General features: G+C 65.6%; 16 protein-coding genes. 14 read left to right on the forward strand and 2 right to left on the reverse strand.

The window, feature by feature from the left end:
- The first annotated feature begins 88 nt into the window (after positions 1-88).
- The 6 genes from Q0030_RS34575 to Q0030_RS34600 all read left to right on the forward strand — a co-directional run bounded on the left by Q0030_RS34575 (position 89) and on the right by Q0030_RS34600 (position 6,041).
- Positions 89-1,003: an intradiol ring-cleavage dioxygenase gene (locus Q0030_RS34575; RefSeq protein ID WP_298377714.1), complete on the forward strand. Its 915-nt coding sequence runs from the start codon at positions 89-91 to the stop codon at positions 1,001-1,003.
- A 345-nt stretch (positions 1,004-1,348) separates the two neighbouring features.
- Positions 1,349-2,659, forward strand: coding sequence for a CmpA/NrtA family ABC transporter substrate-binding protein (locus Q0030_RS34580; protein ID WP_298377717.1), 1,311 nt, complete (start codon positions 1,349-1,351; stop codon positions 2,657-2,659).
- A 60-nt stretch (positions 2,660-2,719) separates the two neighbouring features.
- Positions 2,720-3,622 (forward strand): nitrate ABC transporter permease, encoded by a 903-nt coding sequence (gene ntrB, locus Q0030_RS34585; RefSeq protein WP_298377720.1) that lies wholly within the window; start codon positions 2,720-2,722, stop codon positions 3,620-3,622.
- 12 nt (positions 3,623-3,634) lie between these two features.
- Positions 3,635-4,429, forward strand: a complete 795-nt coding sequence (locus Q0030_RS34590) for an ABC transporter ATP-binding protein (protein WP_298377722.1) — start codon at positions 3,635-3,637, stop codon at positions 4,427-4,429.
- Positions 4,430-4,516: 87 nt separating this feature from the next.
- Positions 4,517-4,942 carry a globin family protein gene (locus tag Q0030_RS34595; RefSeq protein WP_298377725.1) on the forward strand — a complete coding sequence of 142 codons (426 nt, stop codon included), beginning with the start codon at positions 4,517-4,519 and terminating at the stop codon, positions 4,940-4,942.
- Between the two features lie 199 nt (positions 4,943-5,141).
- Positions 5,142-6,041, forward strand: a complete 900-nt coding sequence (locus tag Q0030_RS34600) for an SMP-30/gluconolactonase/LRE family protein (protein WP_298377727.1) — start codon at positions 5,142-5,144, stop codon at positions 6,039-6,041.
- Positions 6,042-6,044: 3 nt separating this feature from the next.
- Here Q0030_RS34600 and Q0030_RS34605 read toward each other — a convergent pair whose 3' ends face one another.
- Together Q0030_RS34605 and Q0030_RS34610 are read right to left on the reverse strand one after the other, a co-directional pair.
- Entirely contained in the window at positions 6,045-6,782 is a 738-nt protein-coding gene (locus tag Q0030_RS34605; RefSeq protein WP_298377729.1) for a glutamine amidotransferase, read from the reverse strand.
- A gap of 85 nt (positions 6,783-6,867) precedes the next feature.
- Entirely contained in the window at positions 6,868-7,953 is a 1,086-nt protein-coding gene (locus tag Q0030_RS34610) for a substrate-binding domain-containing protein (RefSeq protein WP_298377731.1), read from the reverse strand.
- Between the two features lie 117 nt (positions 7,954-8,070).
- On the opposite strand from Q0030_RS34610, the gene Q0030_RS34615 reads away from it, so the two are divergent.
- From Q0030_RS34615 to Q0030_RS34650, 8 genes are all read left to right on the forward strand, one after another.
- Positions 8,071-9,552, forward strand: coding sequence for an aldehyde dehydrogenase family protein (locus Q0030_RS34615; RefSeq protein ID WP_298377734.1), 1,482 nt, complete (start codon positions 8,071-8,073; stop codon positions 9,550-9,552).
- Positions 9,553-9,775: 223 nt separating this feature from the next.
- Positions 9,776-10,615 (forward strand): aldo/keto reductase, encoded by an 840-nt coding sequence (locus Q0030_RS34620; protein WP_298377737.1) that lies wholly within the window; start codon positions 9,776-9,778, stop codon positions 10,613-10,615.
- Positions 10,616-10,809: 194 nt separating this feature from the next.
- Entirely contained in the window at positions 10,810-11,799 is a 990-nt protein-coding gene (locus Q0030_RS34625) for a DMT family transporter (protein WP_298377740.1), read from the forward strand.
- A gap of 204 nt (positions 11,800-12,003) precedes the next feature.
- Positions 12,004-16,491, forward strand: coding sequence for an autotransporter domain-containing protein (locus Q0030_RS34630; protein WP_298377742.1), 4,488 nt, complete (start codon positions 12,004-12,006; stop codon positions 16,489-16,491).
- Between the two features lie 119 nt (positions 16,492-16,610).
- Positions 16,611-17,693, forward strand: coding sequence for a zinc-binding dehydrogenase (locus tag Q0030_RS34635; RefSeq protein ID WP_298377745.1), 1,083 nt, complete (start codon positions 16,611-16,613; stop codon positions 17,691-17,693).
- A gap of 78 nt (positions 17,694-17,771) precedes the next feature.
- On the forward strand, positions 17,772-18,530 hold the full coding sequence (locus Q0030_RS34640; protein WP_298377747.1) for an SDR family oxidoreductase: 759 nt from the start codon (positions 17,772-17,774) through the stop codon (positions 18,528-18,530).
- 4 nt (positions 18,531-18,534) lie between these two features.
- Positions 18,535-19,794: an FAD-dependent oxidoreductase gene (locus Q0030_RS34645; RefSeq protein ID WP_298377751.1), complete on the forward strand. Its 1,260-nt coding sequence runs from the start codon at positions 18,535-18,537 to the stop codon at positions 19,792-19,794.
- A gap of 130 nt (positions 19,795-19,924) precedes the next feature.
- A complete protein-coding gene (locus tag Q0030_RS34650) occupies positions 19,925-20,593 on the forward strand; it encodes an amino acid ABC transporter permease (RefSeq protein ID WP_298377754.1) in 669 nt (222 codons plus the stop codon).
- Positions 20,594-20,627 lie beyond the last annotated feature (34 nt).

Here is a 20,627-nt window from a genome sequence, read left to right on the forward strand (position 1 = left end):
AACCGGCTGCCGCTTACCGGCACAGGGCCGGTGGTGTACGGTCGCCCCTGCAATCGCGCCCTCAAGGGAGCCGAAGGGAAACGCCGAGATGACCCAGTTCAACGAAACCGAGCTCACCACAGCCGTCATCCGCAGCTTCGACCAGACGCCCGATCCGCGGGCCAAGTTCCTGATGCAGGAACTGGTGAAGTCGCTGCACGATTATGTGCGCAAGACCGATCTCACCTTCGAGGAGTGGGACCACGCGATCGGCTTCCTGACCCGCACCGGGCAGAAGTGCACCGACATCCGCCAGGAATTCATCCTGCTGTCCGACGTGCTCGGCGTGTCGATGCTGGTCGATGCCGTCAACCACAGGGATCGCGACGGCGCGACCGAGACCACGGTGCTCGGCCCGTTCTATGTCGGCGAGCACAAGGTGACGCCGCACGGCACCGACATCTCGGCAAGTCTGCCCGGCGAGCGGATGTTCGTGCAGAGCCGCGTCACCGACCTCGACGGCAAGCCGCTGGCCGATGTGCCGGTCGATATCTGGCACGCGGACGATGACGGCTTCTATGACTCGCAGAAGCCGAGCTATGCCACCGAGGGCCCGTCCTCGCGGGCGCGCTTCATTACCGATGCCGACGGCCGCTTCTTCTTCCGCACCATCGTGCCGTGCAGCTATCCGATCCCGACCGACGGTCCGGTCGGGCAGATGATCACGCAGACCAACCGGCATCCGATGCGGCCGGCGCATGTCCACTTCCTGGTCAACGCCAAGGGCCATGAGCCGCTGATCACGCATGTCTTCGTCGAAGGCGACAAGTACATCGACTCCGATGTCGTGTTCGGCGTGAAGGACGAACTGATCGCCAAGGTCGAGCGGCGCACCGATCCTGTGATGCCCGACGGCCAGCGGTCGGATGGCCCGTGGAGCCTGATGACCTACGAATTCCACGTGAAGCCCGGCGGCGGAATGGCGCCTGCGCCGCTCGGAACCAAGGTCGCCGAAGACGCCTGATCACTGCGGTCCAAGCGCTCTGCTCAATTCATGTGCGGCGCACAAGAATTGGGCGAATCGCATTCTTTGGCAGCGCGCGGGGACTCCGTGCGCGCTGCGACAAGTTGCGCAAAACATTGCATTAAAATCGATTTTTGCACTGCGGTAGCTTGGCACAAGGCTTGAATAGTCAGGTGCCGACGCCATTGAAGCCGTCCCTCGAGGCCACCCCATCGGATTTCTGACGCCGCCAGTCCGGGGCATCCCCGGTGCATGCCCTTTTGCGCCCTGCGCGCGTCGCCACCCGATGGACGGTGCTCGACGCAAAGACGCAACACCGCAACGCAACGACGCAAAGGACGACCGATGACCAAGCCCACCAACAAGCCTCCAGGCCGTGCGATCAGCCGTCGCCAGCTCCTGAAGGCAACCAGCGGTGCCGCCGCGTTGCTCGCCGCAGCCAGGCTCAATTTTCCCGCTGGTGCATTCGCGCAAGGCGCGGGTCCGGAAGTGAAGGGCGCCAAGCTCGGCTTCATCGCGCTCACCGACGCCTCGCCGCTGTTCGTCGCCAAGGAGAAGGGCATCTTCGCCAAATACGGCATGCCCGATGTCGAGGTGCAGAAGCAGGCCTCGTGGGGCACCACCCGCGACAATCTCGTGCTCGGCTCCGAGGGCAACGGCATCGACGGCGCGCATATCCTGACCCCGATGCCGTACCTGATCTCGGCCGGCAAGGTGACGCAGAACAATCAGCCGACGCCGATGTACATCATGGCGCGGCTCAATCTGAACGGTCAGTGCATCTCGGTCGCCAAGGAATATGCCGATCTCAAGGTCGGCGTCGACACCACGCCGTTCAAGGCGGCGCTCGAGAAGAAGAAGGCCTCCGGCAAGGCGGTGAAGGCCGCGATGACTTTCCCGGGCGGCACGCATGATCTGTGGATCCGCTACTGGCTCGCCGCCGGCGGCATCGATCCCGACAAGGACATCGAGACCATCGTGGTGCCGCCCGCGCAGATGGTGGCCAACATGAAGGTCGGCACCATGGATTGCTTCTGCGTCTGCGAGCCATGGAATCTGCAGCTGATCCATCAGGAGATCGGCTACACCGCGATCACGACAGGTGAGCTCTGGGACAAGCATCCGGAGAAATCGTTCGGCCTGCGCGCCGCCTGGGTCGACAAGAATCCGAAGGCCGCGAAGGCGTTGCTGATGGCGGTGATGGAAGCCCAGCAGTGGTGCGAAAAGGCTGACAACCGCGAGGAGACCGCGGCGATCTGCGCCAAGCGGCAGTGGATCAACTGCCCGGTGGAAGACATCACCGACCGCATGAAGGGCAAGTTCGACTACGGCACCGGCCGGGTGGTCGACAACTCGCCGCAGCAGATGCGGTTCTGGAAGGACAACGCGTCCTATCCCTATCAGAGCCACGACCTCTGGTTCCTGACCGAGGACATCCGCTGGGGCAAGTACGAGGCGGGTTTCGACACCAAGGCGCTGATCGCCAAGGTCAACCGGGAGGATCTCTGGAAGGAGGCCGCCAAGGAGCTCGGCGTGTCGGACATTCCGGCGTCGACCTCGCGCGGCAAGGAGACCTTCTTCGACGGCAAGGTGTTCGATCCCGCCGATCCCGCCGCTTACCTGAAGTCGTTGTCCATCAAGCGTGTCGACGTCTGATTTTGAGTGGAGCCGCGCGCATCGCGCGGCTCTCCCTTCGACCACGGAGATTGTCTGTCAATGTCGATGCCTGCCATGAAGACCGAAGTGTCAGCGGTGGCGATCCCGCAGGCCACGGCCGCGGCGCCGGTCGTGACCATGACGCCGAAGCGCGCGCCGCGCGCCGAAACCTACGCAAAGATGGCGAAGGAGATCGCGGCGCGCGTGGTGCCGCCGCTGATCGTGATCGCCTTGCTGCTGGTGGTGTGGGAGCTGATCTGCCGGCGCGCCGGCTCCAGCCTGCCGCCGCCCTCAAAAGTGTTCAAGGACACCAGGGAGCTGATCCTCGATCCGTTCTTCGACAATGGCGGCATCGACAAGGGCCTGTTCTGGCATCTCTCCGCCAGCCTTCAGCGCGTCGCCTACGGCTATTCGCTGGCGGCGATCGCGGGCATCGGGCTTGGCACGCTGGTCGGCCAGTCAGTCTGGGCGATGCGCGGGCTCGATCCGCTGTTCCAGGTGCTGCGCACCATCCCGCCGCTGGCCTGGCTGCCGCTCTCGCTCGCGGCATTCCGCGACGGCCAGCCTTCGGCGATCTTCGTCATCTTCATCACCTCGGTGTGGCCGATCATCATCAACACCGCGGTCGGGATCCGCAACATTCCGCAGGACTACCGCAACGTCGCTGCCGTGGTGCAGCTCAATCCGCTGGAGTTCTTCACCAAGATCATGATCCCGGCGGCCGCCCCCTACATGTTCACCGGTCTGCGCATCGGCATCGGCCTGTCCTGGCTCGCGATCGTCGCTGCGGAAATGCTGATCGGCGGCGTTGGCATCGGCTTCTTCATCTGGGATGCGTGGAATTCCTCGCACATCAGCGAGATCATCCTGGCGCTGTTCTATGTCGGCATCATCGGCTTCGTGCTCGACCGGCTCATTGCCGGCCTCGGCAAAGTCGTGACCCGCGGCACGGCTGCGAACTGAGGAGGACAAGTCATGCAGGCCTATCTGAAGCTCGATCACATCGACAAGACCTTCACCCGCGGCAGCGCCACCACGGAGGTGTTGAAGGATATCAACCTGACGATCGAGAAGGGCGAATACGTCTCGATCATCGGTCATTCCGGCTGCGGCAAGTCGACCCTGCTCAACATCGTCGCCGGCCTCACCGGCGCCACCAATGGTGGCGTGCTGCTGGAGAACCGCGAGGTCAACGCGCCGGGGCCGGATCGCGCCGTCGTGTTCCAGAACCACAGCCTGCTGCCGTGGCTGACCGTCTACGAGAACGTCAAGCTCGGCGTCGACAAGGTGTTTGCCAGGACCAAGAGCCGGGCCGAGCGCGACGCCTGGGTGATGCACAATCTCAGCCTCGTGCAGATGGCGCATGCCAAGGACAAGCGACCGAGCGAGATTTCAGGCGGCATGAAGCAGCGCGTCGGCATCGCGCGGGCGCTCGCGATGGAGCCGAAGGTGCTGCTGCTCGACGAGCCGTTCGGCGCGCTCGACGCACTGACCCGGGCGCATCTGCAGGATTCGGTGATGGCGCTGCATCAGAAGCTAGGCAACACCATCCTGATGATCACCCACGACGTCGACGAGGCCGTGCTGCTGTCGGACCGTATCGTCATGATGACCAACGGCCCGAGCGCGCGGATCGGCGAGGTGCTCGAGGTGCCGCTGGCGCGCCCGCGCAAGCGGCTCGAGCTCGCGACCAACCCCGGCTACCTGAAGTGCCGGCAGCGCGTGCTCGAATTCCTCTATGAGCGCCACAGCTTCGTCGAGGCGGCGTAGCGCGATGAGCAGCGCCTTGCTCACGTGAGAGCTTTTTCTGCCTCGCCGCAATGGCGCGGCGAGGCAGCAGCGTGCATGGAGGCACACATGACGGAAGACCAGGTCAAGCTCGTTCAGCAGACCTTCGCCGAGGTCGCACCGACCTCGGAGCAGGCAGCGGTCATCTTCTACGACCGCCTGTTCGAGGTCGCGCCCGGCGTGAAGGCGATGTTTCCCTCTGATATGACCGAGCAGCGCAAGAAGCTGATGGGAACGCTTGCCGTCGTCGTCAATGGATTGAGCAATCTATCGTCGGTGCTTCCCGCCGCGAGCGCGCTCGCCAAGCGCCATGTCGGCTATGGCGCCACGCCCGAGCATTATCCGGTGGTCGGCGGCGCATTACTGTGGACCTTGGAGAAAGGCCTCGGCGAAGCCTGGACGCCTGACGTCGCCGCCGCATGGACTGCGGCCTACGGCACGCTGTCCGGCTACATGATTTCCGAAGCCTATGGCAGCGCGCAGGCGGCGGAGTAGGTAAATGCCATAAGCGCCAGAACGGCGGTCCAGCGTCATTGCGAGGAGCGAAGCGACGAAGCAATCCATCTCACCACAAGCGGAGGTATGGATTGCTTCGCTTCGCTCGCAATGACGACGTGAGCCGGTGCGGAATTCGACGACACCAGCGATCTCCTCTATTGTCCCCCGTTCTGCAAACGGGTGCGAGCCAATAAAAATGATGTTCCTGGAAACGCCGCCGAAACTGATCCCGACCGAAATCTTCTCTGCCGTTCCCGCCGAATTCCGCCGCAAGGTGGCGAGCGAATGGGCCGACGCCAACCGGCCGGGCGCGGTGACCGATTGCTTCATCGAGGGGCCGTCGTTCGATGCGTCAGGCAATCTCTACATCGTCGACATTCCGTTTGGCCGCATCTTCAGGATCGCGCCGGACAAGTCATGGACGCAGGTCGCCGAATATGACGGCTGGCCGAACGGGCTGAAGATCGATCCGATGGGCCGCATCCTGATCGCCGACTACCGCCACGGACTGATGGAGCTCGACGCCAAATCGGGCGAGGTCGTGCCGCTGCTGCGCTCGCGCAATTCGGAATCGTTCCGCGGCTGCAACGACCTGCACATCGCCTCGAACGGCGACATCTATTTCACCGATCAGGGCCAGACCGGGCTGCACGATCCGACCGGCCGGGTCTATCGGTTGCGCGTGAGCGGTGCGCTCGACTGCCTGATCGACACCGGCATCAGCCCGAACGGGCTGGTGCTCGATCCGCACGAGGCGGTGCTGTTCGTCGCCATGACGCGCGACAATGCGGTGTGGCGCGCGCCGTTCATGAAGGACGGCAGCGTGTCCAAGGTCGGGCGCTTCTGCTCGCTGTTCGGCCCCAGCGGACCCGACGGCATGACGATGGACAGGGCCGGGCGATTGTTCGTCGCGCACGCCTCGCTCGGCCATGTCTTCGTGTTCGCGCCGAACGGCGAGTGCATCGCGCGGATCAAGTCCTGCGCCGGACCAAGCTGCACCAATGTCGCGATCGGCGGCGCCAACCGCGACCGGCTCTACATCACGGAGTCGGTGACAGGCACGGTGCTGGTCGCCGATATCAGCGGGCTCGGTTGATCCTCACGCACCTGCGCTGAAGTGAAGCACGCCGTCGATTGGCGCGATGGACAACAACCAGTCGCCGAACACCTGCTCGGCTTGTGTGGCGACCGGCCTCGCCAGCGCCTGCGTCGTCGCGCGCAGCTCGGGAATCGAGACTTTCGCCGCCGACAACTCGACGGCGTGGCCGACATACCATTCCTCGAGCTGCCGCGGATCGGCCTCGAGGTGGAATTGCAGCGCGAGTGCGTTGCGGCCCCAGGCGAAGGCCTGGTTCTCGTAATTGGCGTTGGAGCCGAGCCGCACGGCGTCCTTGGGCAGGTCGAAGGTGTCGCCGTGCCAGTGCAGCACCTTGGTGTGCAGGTTGCGCAGGCAGGATGATTTGCCTTCCGGCGTCAGGTCGATCGGGCCCCAGCCGATTTCCTTGACCTTGCCCGGGAACACTCGGCCGCCCAGCGCCTGCGCCATCAGTTGCGCGCCGAGGCAGATGCCGAGCGTCGGCAGTCCGCGGCGCAGCCGGTGTTCCAGCAGTGCAAGCTCGGTCGAGAGGAACGGATAGGTGTCCGTCTCGTAGGCCCCGATCGGCCCGCCCAGCACGACCAGGAGGTCCGCATCGCGAATCGCGCGATCGGAGAGGTCGTCGACCGGCGCATCGCAGAACGACACGCTCCAGCCGGCACGCTCCATGATCGGGGCCAGCAGCCCGAGGTCCTCGAACGCCACATGGCGGATGGCAATGGCGGAGCGGGGTGGTCGCATCTCGAACGTCCAGTGTTTTCGCTATATAATATCGAATATAGCGCGGCGGATCGCGGCGAGTCCAGCCGCCACGGCGCGTGGCTGATCAGCGGTCCGAATGCATCTTCTCGAGAAAATCCTTCACGCCGCTGACGGCGCCGGTATTCGAGGCGACATAGCCCGGGAGCGCGCCCACGGCCTTGTGAAACTCGCTGCTCTTGATGATGTCGAGGACCCGCTGCATTGGCTCGGTCTCGAGGAACGCGCGCTTGCAGACGAAGAAGTAGTCTTCCGTGAGCAGGCGGATGAAATCGAGGCCGAACTGCCGTGCGGCAGCCTCGACGCCGAAACTCGCATCCGCCATGCCGCTTGCGACATAGGCGGCGACCGCGGCATGGGTGAACTCCATGTGCTGGGCGCCGTTGATCCGGCTTTGCGGGATCTTGTGCAGCGTCAGCAATTGATCGAACAGCAGCCGCGTGCCGGAATCATGGTCGCGGTTGACGAAGCGGGCCTTGCGCTCGACCAGGTCCTTCAGCGAAGTGATCTTCAGCGGGTTGCCGCGCTTGACCATCAGGCCCATCTCGCGCGTGACGAAGTTGATCACGCGGTCCTCGCGCGGGTCGAGCCATTCCCGGCAGGCCTTGATGCCCCGCGCGCGCAGTTCGCCGTGTGGCAGATGCACGCCGGAGAGATCGCAGGCGCCCTGCGCCAGCGAGACCAGCGAGTTCTGGTTGCTGACGTAGCGGAGGTCGACGCCCACGCCGCCTTTGCGATCGAGGAATTCGCGCAGCTTGGACACGGCAAAGCCGTGGCTGGCATGGACGCGGATGACCTGTGGCCGCTGCTCGAGGAACGGCTTGATCTCGGTGACCAGTTCCTGCGCGAGGTTCTCGAGCTGCAAGCCGAGCCGCGCCTGCATGCGCTCGCCGGCCCACACCAGCCTCTCGCCGAACGGTGTCAGTTTCGAGCCCTTGCCGCGCTGGGTCTCCACCAGCGGCACGCCGAAGAACTCGGACCATTGCTCGATCAGATTCCAGACATGGCGATAGGACAGCTGCGCATCGCTGGCGGCGCTGGTGATCTTCCCGGTCTTCCTGATCTCGTTGAGGATGCCGAGCATCACGACCGCGGTCTGCGGTGAGTTCTCTTTCCGAAAGCGCCAGACGGTCTCGATCTCGATCTGCAGCATCGTGGTCACCACTTATGAAATTGACTTCATATCCTGGCATACCAATAGGCACAAGATATCATATTTACTGCGGATCAAAGCCTCCTACGTTGAGTCACAACACCAGGAGGAAATATGATGTCGGTTGCATATGACTATGAACGCGACGAGCGCGCCCCGACCGTTCGGAACGAATTGCTGCTGATCGATGGCGCCCGCGTCCGCTCGCTGTCAGGAAAAACCTTCAAATCGCTCAATCCCGCCACCGAGCAGGTGATCGCGACCATTGCCGAAGGCAATGAGCACGACGTCGACCGCGCAGTCGCCGCTGCACGCCGCGCCTTCGAAGGTCCCTGGCGGACCATGCGCGCCGCCGAGCGCGGCCACATCCTGCTTAAATGGGCCGAGCTGCTCAAGCAGCACGCCGATGAAATCGCAGCGCTGGAAAGTCTCGATGCCGGCAAGCCGATATCGGCGGTGCTGCGCCAGGATTTTCCGGCCGCGATCGACACGCTGACCTATTACGCCGGCTGGGCCGACAAGATCAGCGGCGATGTGGTCTCGACGCGCGACGACGCGCTGACCTACACGGTGCGCGAGCCGGTCGGGGTGGTCGCCGCGATCGTGCCGTGGAATTTCCCACTGATGATCGGCATGTGGAAGCTCGCGCCGGCGCTGGCCTGCGGCTGCACGGTCGTGATGAAGCCGGCCGAGCTGACCTCGCTGTCGGCGCTGCGGATCGGCGAGCTCGCGCTCGAGGCCGGATTGCCGAAGGGCGTGCTCAACATCGTGACCGGACCCGGTCGCGTCGTCGGCGACGCGCTGGTCAATCACCCCGATGTCGACAAGGTCACGTTCACCGGTTCGCCCGGCGTCGGCCGCGGCATCATGAAAGGCGCCGCCGGCAACTTCAAACGGGTCTCGCTCGAGCTCGGCGGCAAGTCCGCCAATGTGATCTTCGACGACGCCAATCTCGAAGCCGCCGCCAAGGCTGCCGCGGCCGGCATTTTCTTCAATGCGGGACAGGTCTGCTCGGCCGGCTCGCGCGTGCTGGTGCAGGAGCAGGCCTATGACGAGGTGGTCGAGCGCCTGGTCGCCCGCGCCGAAACCTTGCGCATCGGCGATCCCGCGGATCGCGCCACCGTGCTCGGACCAGTCATCTCCGAGAAGCAGATACGCTCGATCCTCGATTATGTCGAGATCGGCAAGAACGAGGGCGCGCATCTCGCCACCGGCGGCGAACGCGTCGGCGACCGCGGCTATTTCATCAGCCCGGCGGTGTTCGCCAACGTCGCGCACGAGATGCGTATCTCGCAGGAAGAGATCTTCGGCCCCGTCGTCAGCGTCATCAAATTCAAGGACGAGGCCGATGCGCTGCGCATCGCCAACGGCACCGCCTACAGCCTCGCCGCCGGCGTCTGGAGTGCCGACATGGGCCGCGTGCAGCGCTTCGCCAAAAAAGCCCGCGCCGGCACGGTGTGGATCAACACCTATGGCTACACCGACGTGCGTTTGCCGTGGGGCGGCGAACGCGACTCCGGCCTCGGCCGCGAGCACGGCACCGCGGCGCTCGACAATTTCACCGAGCCGAAGGCGGTGTGGATGAATCTCAACGTATGAATTGTTGGCACGAGTGAGCACCACAAAACAGGCGTCGTCCCGGGCTTGACCCGGGACCCATAACCACAAGTTTTTGAACTGAAGAACGCTGTGGCCACAGCTTTCTCGACAACAGCGTTCCGTGGTTATGGGTCCCTGCTTTCGCAGGGACGACGGTGGGGAGACATCGTTGCCTCATTCGTCTATCCTTCGCGTGTGGCTTTAGCGCGAACAAGGGCAACCCGTGCAGACAAGAAAATTCGGCAACAACGGCCCGCAGGTCTCGGTGATCGGGCAGGGCACCTGGTACCTCGATCGCGGTGACCGCAAGGCGGCGATCGCCGCGCTGAAGCGCGGTATCGACGCCGGAATGACGCATATCGACACGGCGGAGATGTATGGCGACGCCGAACTCGTGATTGCGGACGCGATCATCGGCCGCCGCGACGAGCTGTTCCTGGTCTCGAAGGTGTTGCCGAGCAACGCCTCCCGGCGCGGCACCATCACCGCCTGCGAACGCTCGCTGAAGCGGCTGAAGACCGATCGCCTCGATTGCTACCTGCTGCACTGGCGCGGAACCTACCCGCTCGCCGAGACGGTCGCGGCGTTCGACGAGTTGATCGCGGCCGGCAAGATCCGCTCCTGGGGCGTCAGCAATTTCGACGCAGACGATCTCGATGAACTGCTCGATGTCGCGGGCGAGGGCAAGATCGCCTGTAACCAGGTGCTCTACCACCTGCGGGAGCGCGCCATCGAGCACGCCGTGATCCCGTGGTGCGAGCAGCATGGTGTGGCCGTGGTCGCCTACTCGCCGTTCGGCCACAATGATTTTCCTGCGCTATCGAGCAAATCAGGCGCGGTGCTGCAATCGATCGCGCAGGCGCACCAGGCGACGCCGCGCCAGGTCGCGCTGAGCTTTCTCACGCGGCTGCCCTCGGTGCTCGCGATTCCGAAGGCGTCGAACGCGGACCACGCGGCGGAGAATGCCGCGGCGGGAACGCTCAAGCTCAGCGGCGACGAGATCGCCGCGCTCGACGCGGCGTTCCCGCGCGGGCCGAAGCCACGCTCGCTGCCGATGCTCTAATTCGCGGGATTCACTAGAAGCCCCGCTCCACGCAGTTCTTAACAAACTGTTGCAGTTGCGGCCGCGCACAGGCTGCGGCGGGCGGTCGCGCGCGCTGGTGCATATCGGAGTCCCGTTTTCGGGCATTGTTCTTGCGGCGGAATTGGCGTTCTCTGTGAACAGCAGATTCCCCTTATTTTGCCTTCGAGATTGCCGTGACACCGCCCCCCGCCGTAGCCGCCAGGCTGGACAGCGTTCCTCTTGCATTGCCCGCGAAAACATCCGTTGCACGCAAGGCGCCGGCCCGCACCGACCGGCCGTTCAAGGGCATTGCGCTGATCCTGCTGTCGACCGTGTTCTTGGGCACCTCCGACGTCACCGCGAAATATCTGTCGTCCACGCTGCCTTCGATCGAGATCGCCTGGATCCGCTTCCTGGTGTTTGCGCTGATCATGACGCCGGCGATGCTGCCGGGCACGCCGCTGTTCGCGCTGCGCAGCAGCCGTCCCGGCCTGCACGTGCTGCGCGGCGCCGCGCTGCTCGGCTCCTCCCTGATCTTCATTACGGGGCTGGGCTTCCTGCCGATCGCCGAGGCCTCGGCCACCAGCTTCGTCTCGCCGCTGTTCGTCACCGCACTGTCGATCGCTTTCCTCGGTGAGAAGGTCGGCATGCGCCGCTGGATCGCAACCGCAGTCGGCCTCGCCGGTGTGTTCATCATCCTGCGGCCGGGCACCAGCGCCTTCCATCCCGCGGCGGTCTTCCCGCTCGTCTCGGCGCTGGCCTGGGCCGGCACGCTGATCCTGACGCGCATGATGAGCGGCAGCGAACGCCCGATCACCGTGATGACCTATTCGTCCATCGTCGGCGTCGCCATTGTCAGCGCGCTGGTGCCGTTCGTCTGGGTCACGCCGAGCTGGCACGACATCATGTTCGGCATCCTGATCGGCGTTGCGTCCACCGTCGGACAGTGGATCGTGGTGCTGGCGTTCCGCTACGGCGATGCCTCGGTGCTGGCGCCGTTTTCCTACACGCAGCTGCTCTGGGTCAGCATCCTCGGCTTCCTGATCTTCGGCGAAGTGCCCGACCGCTGGACCATCCTCGGCGCCGGCTTCATCGTCGCCTCCGGCCTCTACACTGCGCACCGCGAGCGCATGCGCCGCTCGCAATTGGTGGCGGTGGCCAGCGAGCCGTCGCCGAACGCCTGACGGCGCGTATCTCTTTTACAACAGCCGCCCTGAATCCGCTCCAATCCGGGCCGCGCGCCACGACGGTGCACGGCCTGAGAAGACGCTTGCCCCGCGAATTGCAAGATAGCCCATTCGGGTCAAGCCGCGTCCGCGCGGCGCTATCGATTTGGGGCTGGGGCAATGCCGGAGTGGGGCTGCGCGCGAATCCGTCTGCGAGGCTGGTTGACGGCCGCGATCATCCTTTCAGTGGGTCTGTTGGCCGGGCCGGTCCTCGCGCAAAACGGCGGCGTCGGCGGCGAGGGTGATTATCAGTCGACGGGACAATATGGCGGTGTCGGCGGCGTTCCGGGCGTCAATGGCGGGGTCGGCGGCGACGGCGGTAGTCCGAATCGGACGTGCGTCTGCACCGGCGGTGGTGGCGGCGGCGGTGCCGCGGGCGCCGCCGGAGGCGCCGGCGGTCCCGGCGGACAAACCGGCGGTCCCGGTGGGTCTACGCTTCCCGCCGGCGGCCTTGGTGGCGGCGTTGGGCAGGACGGGGCCGCTGGAGCGAACTCCTCCATTTCGGCCAGTGGCGGTGGTGGCGGTGGCGGCGGAGCCAACGGGTCGAGCGGCGCGAGCCTGAATAATTCCGCGGCACTGGTGGGCGGCAACGGCGGCAAGGGCGGTGACGGGGGCATCAACGCCTCGAACCCTTCATATCCAGTCGTTGGCGGCGGCGGCGGTGGTGGTGCGGGCGGTACTGCATTCACCATCACCGGCGCCGGGATACACTCGAACAGCGGCAGCATCACGGGCGGCCATGGCGGCGCGGGCGGCGCCGGCGATGTCGGTGGCAGCGGCGGTGACGGCGGCACCGGCATCGTCGTCAGTGCGTCAGGCCCAACGATCAGGAATTCCGGCTCGATCTCCGGCGGCGCCGGCGGCGGTGGCGGCGCGCAGGTGTCCGATGTCTACTCGAATCAAGGCCAGCCGACCACCGGCGGCACGCGGGGGCGGCCCGGTGCAGCAGGCACCGGCGGTACCGGGATCGTCGGCGCCGGCTTGACCATCATCAACAGCGGAACGATTAGCGGCGGCGGCAGCCCGGGTGCGCAGGGTAACGCGATCGGCTTCACCGGCGGAGCCAATACGCTGACGTCGATTGGCGGAACGCTCAGCGGCAATCTTGCGATTGCAAATGGCGTCGGCGCCAGCCTGACGTTCCTGCAAACCAACGCGGCCGGCGCGGCGGGCGACGTCACCATCTCCAGCATCACGGGCCTCAATGGTCTGGCCACCGACGCCTCGGTTGCCGTCAAGCTGGATGGCGGGCGCTCGCTGATCGTCAGCGGTGCCAGCACCTACACCGGCGGCACCTCGGTGAGCGACGGATCGACGCTCGTCATCCGCAACAGCAATGCACTCGGCAGCGGCACGCTGACGATGGGCGAGACGCTTGCCGGTCTCACCAAGCTGGTGCTGGACGGTAACGGCTTCAACATCGCCAACCGCATCGTCATCAACAGCGATCCCGTCATCACCGTCGCGGCCGGTACCACCAACACCATGTCGGGGGCCATCAGTGGTGCCGGCGATATCGTGCTCAACGGGGGCGGCACGCTGGTGCTGTCCGGCACGAATACATATACCGGCGGCACCACGATCTGCGGCACCGCTTGTGGCGTTGCCGGCGGCAGCAGCGTACTGCAAGTCGACGTCAACACTGTGGGTACGCCTGGCGCCATTGTTTCGTCGGCGATCGGCACTGGCTTGCTGACCTTCGACGGCGGGACGCTGCAGGCCGGCGGCAATTACACGATCGCGAACAACGCGCAGATCAACGCCACCGGGGCCAGTATCGACGCCAACGGGTACACTTTCACTTATTCGGGCAACATCGCGGGCACCGGCGGACTAATGGTGCTGGACGCTTCAGCTGGCCTTGGCCGCGTGGTGCTAACCGGCACCAACACCTATACCGGCGGCACCACGATCTGCGATTGCGCAACGCTGCAACTCGGCGACGCAAGCCACACCGCCTCGATCGTCGGCGAGGTCGTCGTCGACGGCAAGTTCGACATCGTCAATGCCAACACGGCGGGCATCACCAAGATCGTCAACGACGGCTTCAACGGGGTCGCCACCACGACGTTCTACAATTCCACGACGGCGTCGACGGCGACGATCGTGAACCAGAATTTCGGTATTACGGAGTTTCGCGACAGCAGCACCGCGGGCAATGCGCGCGTGAGCAATAGCAACGGCGCTCTCACGATCTTTCGTGACGGCAGCGCGGCCGGCAATGCCACGTTCGACAACAGCAACCGCGGCACCGTGGTGTTCGGCGACGCGCTTGGCCCTCCCGGCGGCTCGGACACCAGCACGGCCGCGAAGGCCGTGTTCAACAACCATGACGGTGGCGGTGTTGTGTTCCTCGGCCACACCAACGCCGGGCAGGCCACCATTACCAATGGTAACAACGGCGGCTCGACGCAGTTCTTCGAGTTCTCGTCGGCTGCATCGGCGACGATGACGACGTCCGCCACCGGCTATATCGGCTTCTTCCAGAACAGCACCGCGGCGAACGCGACGATCGACAACAGCGGCTTGGCCTATTTCGGCACGTCCGGCGGCAGCATGAACGAGGCGCCGACCGCAGGCGACGCGACGATCATCAACCGCTCCGGCGGCGCGCTGATCTTCGCTGCACACGCGACGGCCGGAAACGCCACGATCACTACCGAGAGCGGCGCCAACGTCAAGTTCGTCGACAACACGACCGGCGGCACCGCGCAGTTCATCACCCAGGGAACCGGCTATGTCGACTTCGGCGGCAGCCTTGGGCCGAACGGTGATGGTCGCATCACGGCAGGCTCGATCGCGGGCTCGGGCACCTATTACATCGGTGGCGGCAACACACTCACCGTCGGCGGCAACAGCCTCTCGACTGTCGTCAGCGGCGTGATCGCCGATTCCGATCCCTGCGGTTGCGGCCCGGCCGGGCCTGGCAATCTGGAAAAGACCGGCAGCGGCACGCTGACTCTCTCGGGCGTCAACACCTATACCGGCAGCACCGTCGTCAATGGCGGCATCCTGCAAGTCGACGGCTCGATCGTGTCGTCGACCTCGGTGACCGTGAATTCCGGCGGCGCGCTCTCCGGCATCGGCACTGTTGGTAACACAACGATTGCGAGCGGCGGCATCCTGCTGCCCGGCAATGCGACGCCGGGCACGTTCCTGAACGTGGTGGGCAATCTCGCCTTCCAGTCCGGTGCGCTGTATCTCGTCGGGCTCAATGCGACCGCTGCGACATCAGCCAAGGTGACCGGCACTGCAGCGCTTGCCGGATCGGTCGGCGTCAGCATCGCTGCCGGCAGCACGATCGCCAGTCAATACACTATCCTGTCCGCCGCCGGCGGCCGCAGTGGAGCGTTTGCCGGCGTCGATTCAACCGGCCTGCCGGCAGGGCTGGTCGCGACGCTCGGCTACGACGCGAACCATGCCTATCTCAATCTCGCGCTCGACTATGGCGCGACATCGAAGCTCAACGTCAACCGGAGCAATGTCGCCACCACGCTGCAGAACTTCTTCAATGCCAATGGCGGTATCAACGTCGTGTTTGCAGGGCTCTCGCCGAACGGCCTGACGCAGGCCTCGGGCGAGGGGGCGACTGGATCGCAGCAGGCGACGTTCAACGCGATGAACCAGTTCCTCGGCCTGCTGACCGATCCGTTCGTCGCCGGACGCGATGGCGGTTTTGGTGGTGGCGCCAGCGCAGTGCCGTTCGCGGACGAAAGCGCTTCGCTGGACACCGCGGCGCGCACGACCGAGCCGCGCGATGCGCTGGCCGCGATTTACGCCAAGGCGCCGCGGCAACAGCTCGACTTCGAGCAGCGCTGGAGCATCTGGGCGGCGGGCTATGGCGGCGCGCAGACCACCAGCGGCAACGCGGTGCTGGGCTCCAACAGCACCAGCAGCAGCCTCTATGGCACCGCGGTCGGCGCCGACTACCGCTTCTCGCCGAACACCATTGCCGGCCTTGCGCTCGCTGGCGGCGCCACCAGCTTCAGCACCGACGGTCTCGGCTGGGGCCGCTCCGACCTGTTCCAGGCCGGCGCGTTCGTCCGCCACACCGTCGGCGCCGCGTATTTGAGCGCAGCGCTCGCCTATGGCTGGCAGGACATCACCACCGACCGCATCGTCACCGCCGCAGGCGTCGATCATTTGCGCGCAAACTTCAATGCCAATGCGTGGTCGGGCCGGCTCGAGGGCGGCTATCGCACTTCGACGCCGTGGATGGGGTTGACGCCCTACGCGGCGGCCCAGTTCACCAGCTTCGAGCTGCCGAACTACGCGGAGAGCGTAGCTTCCGGCGGCGGCGCCTTCGCACTCAATTATGCCGCGAAGAGCGTCACCGACGTCAGGAGCGAGCTCGGCCTGCGTTCCGACAAGTCCTTCGCCGTCGACGGCGGCATCGTGACGTTGCGCGGCCGCGTCGCGTGGGCGCATGACTTCAATCCGAACCGCAGCGCGGCGGCCGTGTTCCAGGCGCTGCCGGGTGCGGCCTTCGTGGTAAACGGTGCGGCGCAGGCCAGCGAGTCCGCGCTGACCACGGCCTCGGCGGAGATCAAGTGGCGCAGCGGCTGGTCTGCGGCTGCGACCTTCGAGGGTGAATTCTCCAACGTCACCCAGTCCTACGCCGGCAAAGGCGTTATGCGCTATACGTGGTAACCCTCCGTGCTATAGCCTCCCGCAGCGAACGCCTGTCGCGGACTTGATCCGCGACAGTGTATTTCGCGGGACGAAATACGCATCAAAATGAGTGGGAAGAAACCCACGCGGGAGGAAACATGCGCGCAGCGATCTTCAGAAACGGCGAGATTGTCGTCGACCAGATGCCGGAACCGAAGCCGGGCGCCGGCCAGGTGCTGGTCAAATCGCTCGCCTGCGGCATCTGCGGCTCCGATCTGCACGCACGCAAGCATGCTCACCGCATGGTGGAGCTGAGCAAATTCCTGCCCGGCCGCACGCCGATGGATCTGTCGCGCGACGTCGTGTTCGGCCATGAGTTCTGCTGCGAGATCCTCGATTACGGCCCGGGCACCACGCGCAAACTGAAACCCGGCACACGCGTCTGCTCGCTGCCGGCGCTGCTGACGCCGGAGGGCCCGAAGGGCATCGGCTATTCCAACGATTATCTCGGCGCCTATGCCGAGCAGATGCTGCTCAGCGAGCCGCTGCTGCTCGAAGTGCCGAACGGGCTTGCCGCCGAGCACGCCGCGCTCACCGAGCCGCTTGCGGTCGGCGTCCATGCGGTGGCGATGGCCAACATCAAGGGCGGCGAGGTGCCGCTGGTGATCGGCTGCGGGCCGGTGGGCCTTGCGGTGATCGCGGCGCTCAAGATCAAGGGGCTCGGCCCGATCGTCGCCGCCGACTACTCGCCGGCGCGGCGGCTGCTCGCGGAGAAGATGGGCGCCGATGTCGTGGTCGATCCCGCCAAGACGCAACCTTATGCGAGCTGGGCCGAGCACGCCCAGATGACCGAAGCCGAGAAGGCGGCGCGGCCGCCGATGCAGGCGCTGCTGCCGCCACTGAAGCCGGCGCTGATCTTCGAATGCGTCGGTGTGCCCGGCGTGCTGCAGCAGGTGTTCGAGGGCGCCCCGCGCAGCGCCCGTGTCGTCGTGGTCGGTGTCTGCATGGAGACCGACAAGTCCGAGCCGATGCTCGGCATCATCAAGGAGCTCAACGTCCAGTACGTGCTCGGCTACACGCCGGAGGAGTTCGCCTATTCGCTGCGCCTGATCGCGGAAGGCCAGGTCGATGCCGCATCGCTGGTCACCGGCCGCGTCGGCATCGACGGCGTCGCGCAGGCCTTTGCCGATCTCGCCAATCCCGAGGCGCATACCAAAATTCTGGTCGAGCCGTGGCGTTGAGTTGACGGCGGCGGTTTGCATTTCGTGACGCCGAACCTATAGTTCGCCGTCTCTTATCGCACTGACAGCACGCACCTCATGCGCGTTTCAATCATCACGGGAGGCGGCTCCGGCATCGGTGCCGCGGTTGCGCGCCGGCTCGCCGGCCCCGATCAGGGGCTGATGCTGCATGGCCAGGGCGCCGAAGCTAGCGGGCTCGCGCGGCTGAATTCGGTTGCGGAGGAATGCCGCAGCAAGGGCGCGAAGGTCGCAGTCTCTACCGGCGATCTCGCCGGGATCGGCGCGGGTACGTCGCTGGTCGAAGCTGCGCGCGCTGCATTCGGGCCGATCGATGCCATCGTGCACGCCGCGGGCTTTGCCGACCGCCGCGAATTCGCCAGCCTGCCGCGCGCGGCGCTGGAGCGCGCCTTTGCCGTGATGGTGGCGGCATTCCACGAGATCGCGGCGGCCGCGTTGCCCGACCTCGCGCGCAGCGCGCAGGGCCGCGTCGTCGCGGTATCGAGCTTCGGGCCGCATCGTTTCGTGCCGGGCGCCACTTATCCGGGATCGGCCGCCGCGAAGGCCGCGCTCGAGGTGCTGGTGAAATCGCTTGCGATCGAGCTCGCTGCGTCGGGCGCCACGTCAAACGCCGTGATGCCCGGCTATACGCGCAAGGACCCCGGCCTGTTCGGCGCGCTGGACACCGCGACCTGGGAGCGGGTGGCGAAGGCCAATCCGATGCAGCGGCTGGCCGAGCCCGACGAGGTCGCCGCGGTCGTCGCCTTCCTGCTGTCGCCGGAAGCGGGCCACATCACCGGCGCCACGCTGCCAGTCGATGGCGGCCTGACCTTGATGTGACGGCATGAGCGAGGGCGCGTCCGCACAGCAGGTTGACGTCGTCGTGCTCGGTGCCGGCATGGTCGGTGTCTCGGCCGGCCTTGCCGCACGGCAGCGCGGTCTCTCCGTCGTCATCGTCGACCGCCGCGAACCCGGCAGCGAAACCTCCTACGGCAATGCCGGCATCATCTCGTCGGGCTCGATCCTGCCGCTCAACACGCCACAGCTTTTGAAGAACCTGCCGAAATACCTCACCAACACGCATCCGGCGCTGCGCTGGAATCTTCCGTGGGCGGTCGCCAATGCCGGCTGGGTGATCCGCTTCCTCGCCGCGGCGACACCGTCGCAAACCAGGCCGCGCGCCGCCGCGCTGCACGGCCTGATCGGGACGTCGCTGACACTGCATCGCGACTGGATCGTGCAGGCGGGCGCCGGCCATCGCATCCGTGAGACCGGCTGGCTCAAGGCCTGGCGCGGCGACGGGCTCGCGACCGCAAAGGCCGAGCAGGCGGCACTCGCCGAATTCGGCATCAAAAGCGAGGTGCTCGATCGCCAGGCGATCTCGGCGCTCGAGCCCAACATCATTCCTGCCTACAGTATCGGCCTGCTGCACAGCCAGACGGCATCGGTCGATTCACCCGGCGCGGTGGTCAAGGCCTATGCGCAGATGCTCGCCGCCAGCGGCGGCACGGTGCGGCAATCCGAGATCCGGCGGATCGCACAACGAGACGAAGGCTGGCGCGTGCAGCTTGCCGACGGCGAGATCGCCGCGCGCCATGTCGTGGTCGCGCTCGGTCCGTGGTCGGCGGAGCTGCTGCGGCCGCTCGGCTATCGCGTGCCGCTGGCATTCGAGCGCGGCTATCACCAGCATTTCGTGCCGAACCCGGCACGCAAATTGCTGCGGCCGATCCATGATGCGGAGGGTGCATTTCTGATGACGCCGATGGAGCAGGGCGTTCGCGTCACCAGCGGCGTCGAGCTGACCGCGCGCGATGCGCCGTCGAACTATGCTCAGCTCGAGGCGGTGGTGCCGATGGCGCGCAGCGTGGTCGAATTCGGCGAAGCGGTCGGCGAGCGCTGGCGCGGCGCGCGGCCGACGCTGCCCGACAGCCTGCCGATGATTGGACCCTCGCCGCGGCATCGCGGTCTCTGGCTCGCCTTCGGCAACCAGCATATCGGCTTCACCACCGGTCCCGGAACGGGCGCCGCGGTCGCGGCGATGATCGCAGGTGCTGCGCCGCCGTTCGACGTGAAGGCCTTTTCGCCGGCCCGGTATATCGCGTGACTCGCGCGAGGCCGCCTGCGATGCTGGGGCCGCAAGCGCGCGACCTGAAGCGTTTTCGAGCGAAGTGGGCACCGGTTCGCGTGAAGAAAACGCGTCAAGACAAAGGAACGCGTGGCAACCGAGGGGCAGGATGAACTACGTCTGGGATTTCGGGATCCTCGCCAAGTACAGCCATCTGTTCTGGCTCGGGCTCGGCTGGACCATAGCCTACACGATCGGCACCATCATCCTGGGTACGCTGATCGGCCTGATCGTCGGCATGCTGCGGCTGCGGCGCATTCCCGTGATCGACTGGCTCCTCATCGCCTATATCGAGCTGTTCCGCTGCACGCCGCTGCTGGTGCAGATCATCTGGTTCTACTACGCGTTTCCGGTCGTGATCGGCATCAACATCCCGGCCCATGTTGCAGCCGTCAGCGTGCTGTCGCTCTATGGCGGCGCGTTCTATGCCGAGATCGTGCGAGGCTCGATCGAGAGCGTGCCGGTCGGGCAGTGGGACGCGGCGAAAGCGCTCGGCTTCCGCGGCTGGCGGCTGATGCGGCTCGTGATCCTGCCGCAGGCGCTGAAGCCGATGATGGCCCCCTATGTCAACCAGTCTGTGACCCAGCTGAAGAACACCTCGCTGGTCTCGATCATCGCGGTGCCCGATCTCGTCTACAACGCCACCCTGATCAACGCCGACACCTACCGGCCGCTCGAGGTCTACACCATCGTGGCGCTGATCTATTTTGCGATCCTGTTTCCGTCGACGCTGGTGGCGCGCCGGCTGGAGCGCGGGCTGACCTACGACAAGGTGTGAGGTCCCGCACCGTCGTCATGGCCGGGCTTGTCCC

Origin of the sequence: uncultured Bradyrhizobium sp. (assembly GCF_947648125.1) — a bacterium.
In the GTDB taxonomy this organism is placed as follows: Bacteria; Pseudomonadota; Alphaproteobacteria; order Rhizobiales; family Xanthobacteraceae; genus Bradyrhizobium.

Coding starts and splice junctions, on each gene's coding strand:
- Q0030_RS34635 (WP_298377745.1), top strand. CDS start 16,611: ATGCGCGCAGCGATCTTCAGAAACGGCGAGATTGTCGTCGACCAGATG.
- Q0030_RS34590 (WP_298377722.1), top strand. CDS start 3,635: ATGCAGGCCTATCTGAAGCTCGATCACATCGACAAGACCTTCACCCGC.
- Q0030_RS34615 (WP_298377734.1), top strand. CDS start 8,071: ATGTCGGTTGCATATGACTATGAACGCGACGAGCGCGCCCCGACCGTT.
- Q0030_RS34600 (WP_298377727.1), top strand. CDS start 5,142: ATGATGTTCCTGGAAACGCCGCCGAAACTGATCCCGACCGAAATCTTC.
- Q0030_RS34605 (WP_298377729.1), bottom strand. CDS start 6,782: ATGCGACCACCCCGCTCCGCCATTGCCATCCGCCATGTGGCGTTCGAG.
- Q0030_RS34595 (WP_298377725.1), top strand. CDS start 4,517: ATGACGGAAGACCAGGTCAAGCTCGTTCAGCAGACCTTCGCCGAGGTC.
- Q0030_RS34650 (WP_298377754.1), top strand. CDS start 19,925: ATGAACTACGTCTGGGATTTCGGGATCCTCGCCAAGTACAGCCATCTG.
- Q0030_RS34645 (WP_298377751.1), top strand. CDS start 18,535: ATGAGCGAGGGCGCGTCCGCACAGCAGGTTGACGTCGTCGTGCTCGGT.
- Q0030_RS34610 (WP_298377731.1), bottom strand. CDS start 7,953: ATGCTGCAGATCGAGATCGAGACCGTCTGGCGCTTTCGGAAAGAGAAC.
- Q0030_RS34580 (WP_298377717.1), top strand. CDS start 1,349: ATGACCAAGCCCACCAACAAGCCTCCAGGCCGTGCGATCAGCCGTCGC.
- Q0030_RS34640 (WP_298377747.1), top strand. CDS start 17,772: ATGCGCGTTTCAATCATCACGGGAGGCGGCTCCGGCATCGGTGCCGCG.
- ntrB (WP_298377720.1), top strand. CDS start 2,720: ATGTCGATGCCTGCCATGAAGACCGAAGTGTCAGCGGTGGCGATCCCG.
- Q0030_RS34575 (WP_298377714.1), top strand. CDS start 89: ATGACCCAGTTCAACGAAACCGAGCTCACCACAGCCGTCATCCGCAGC.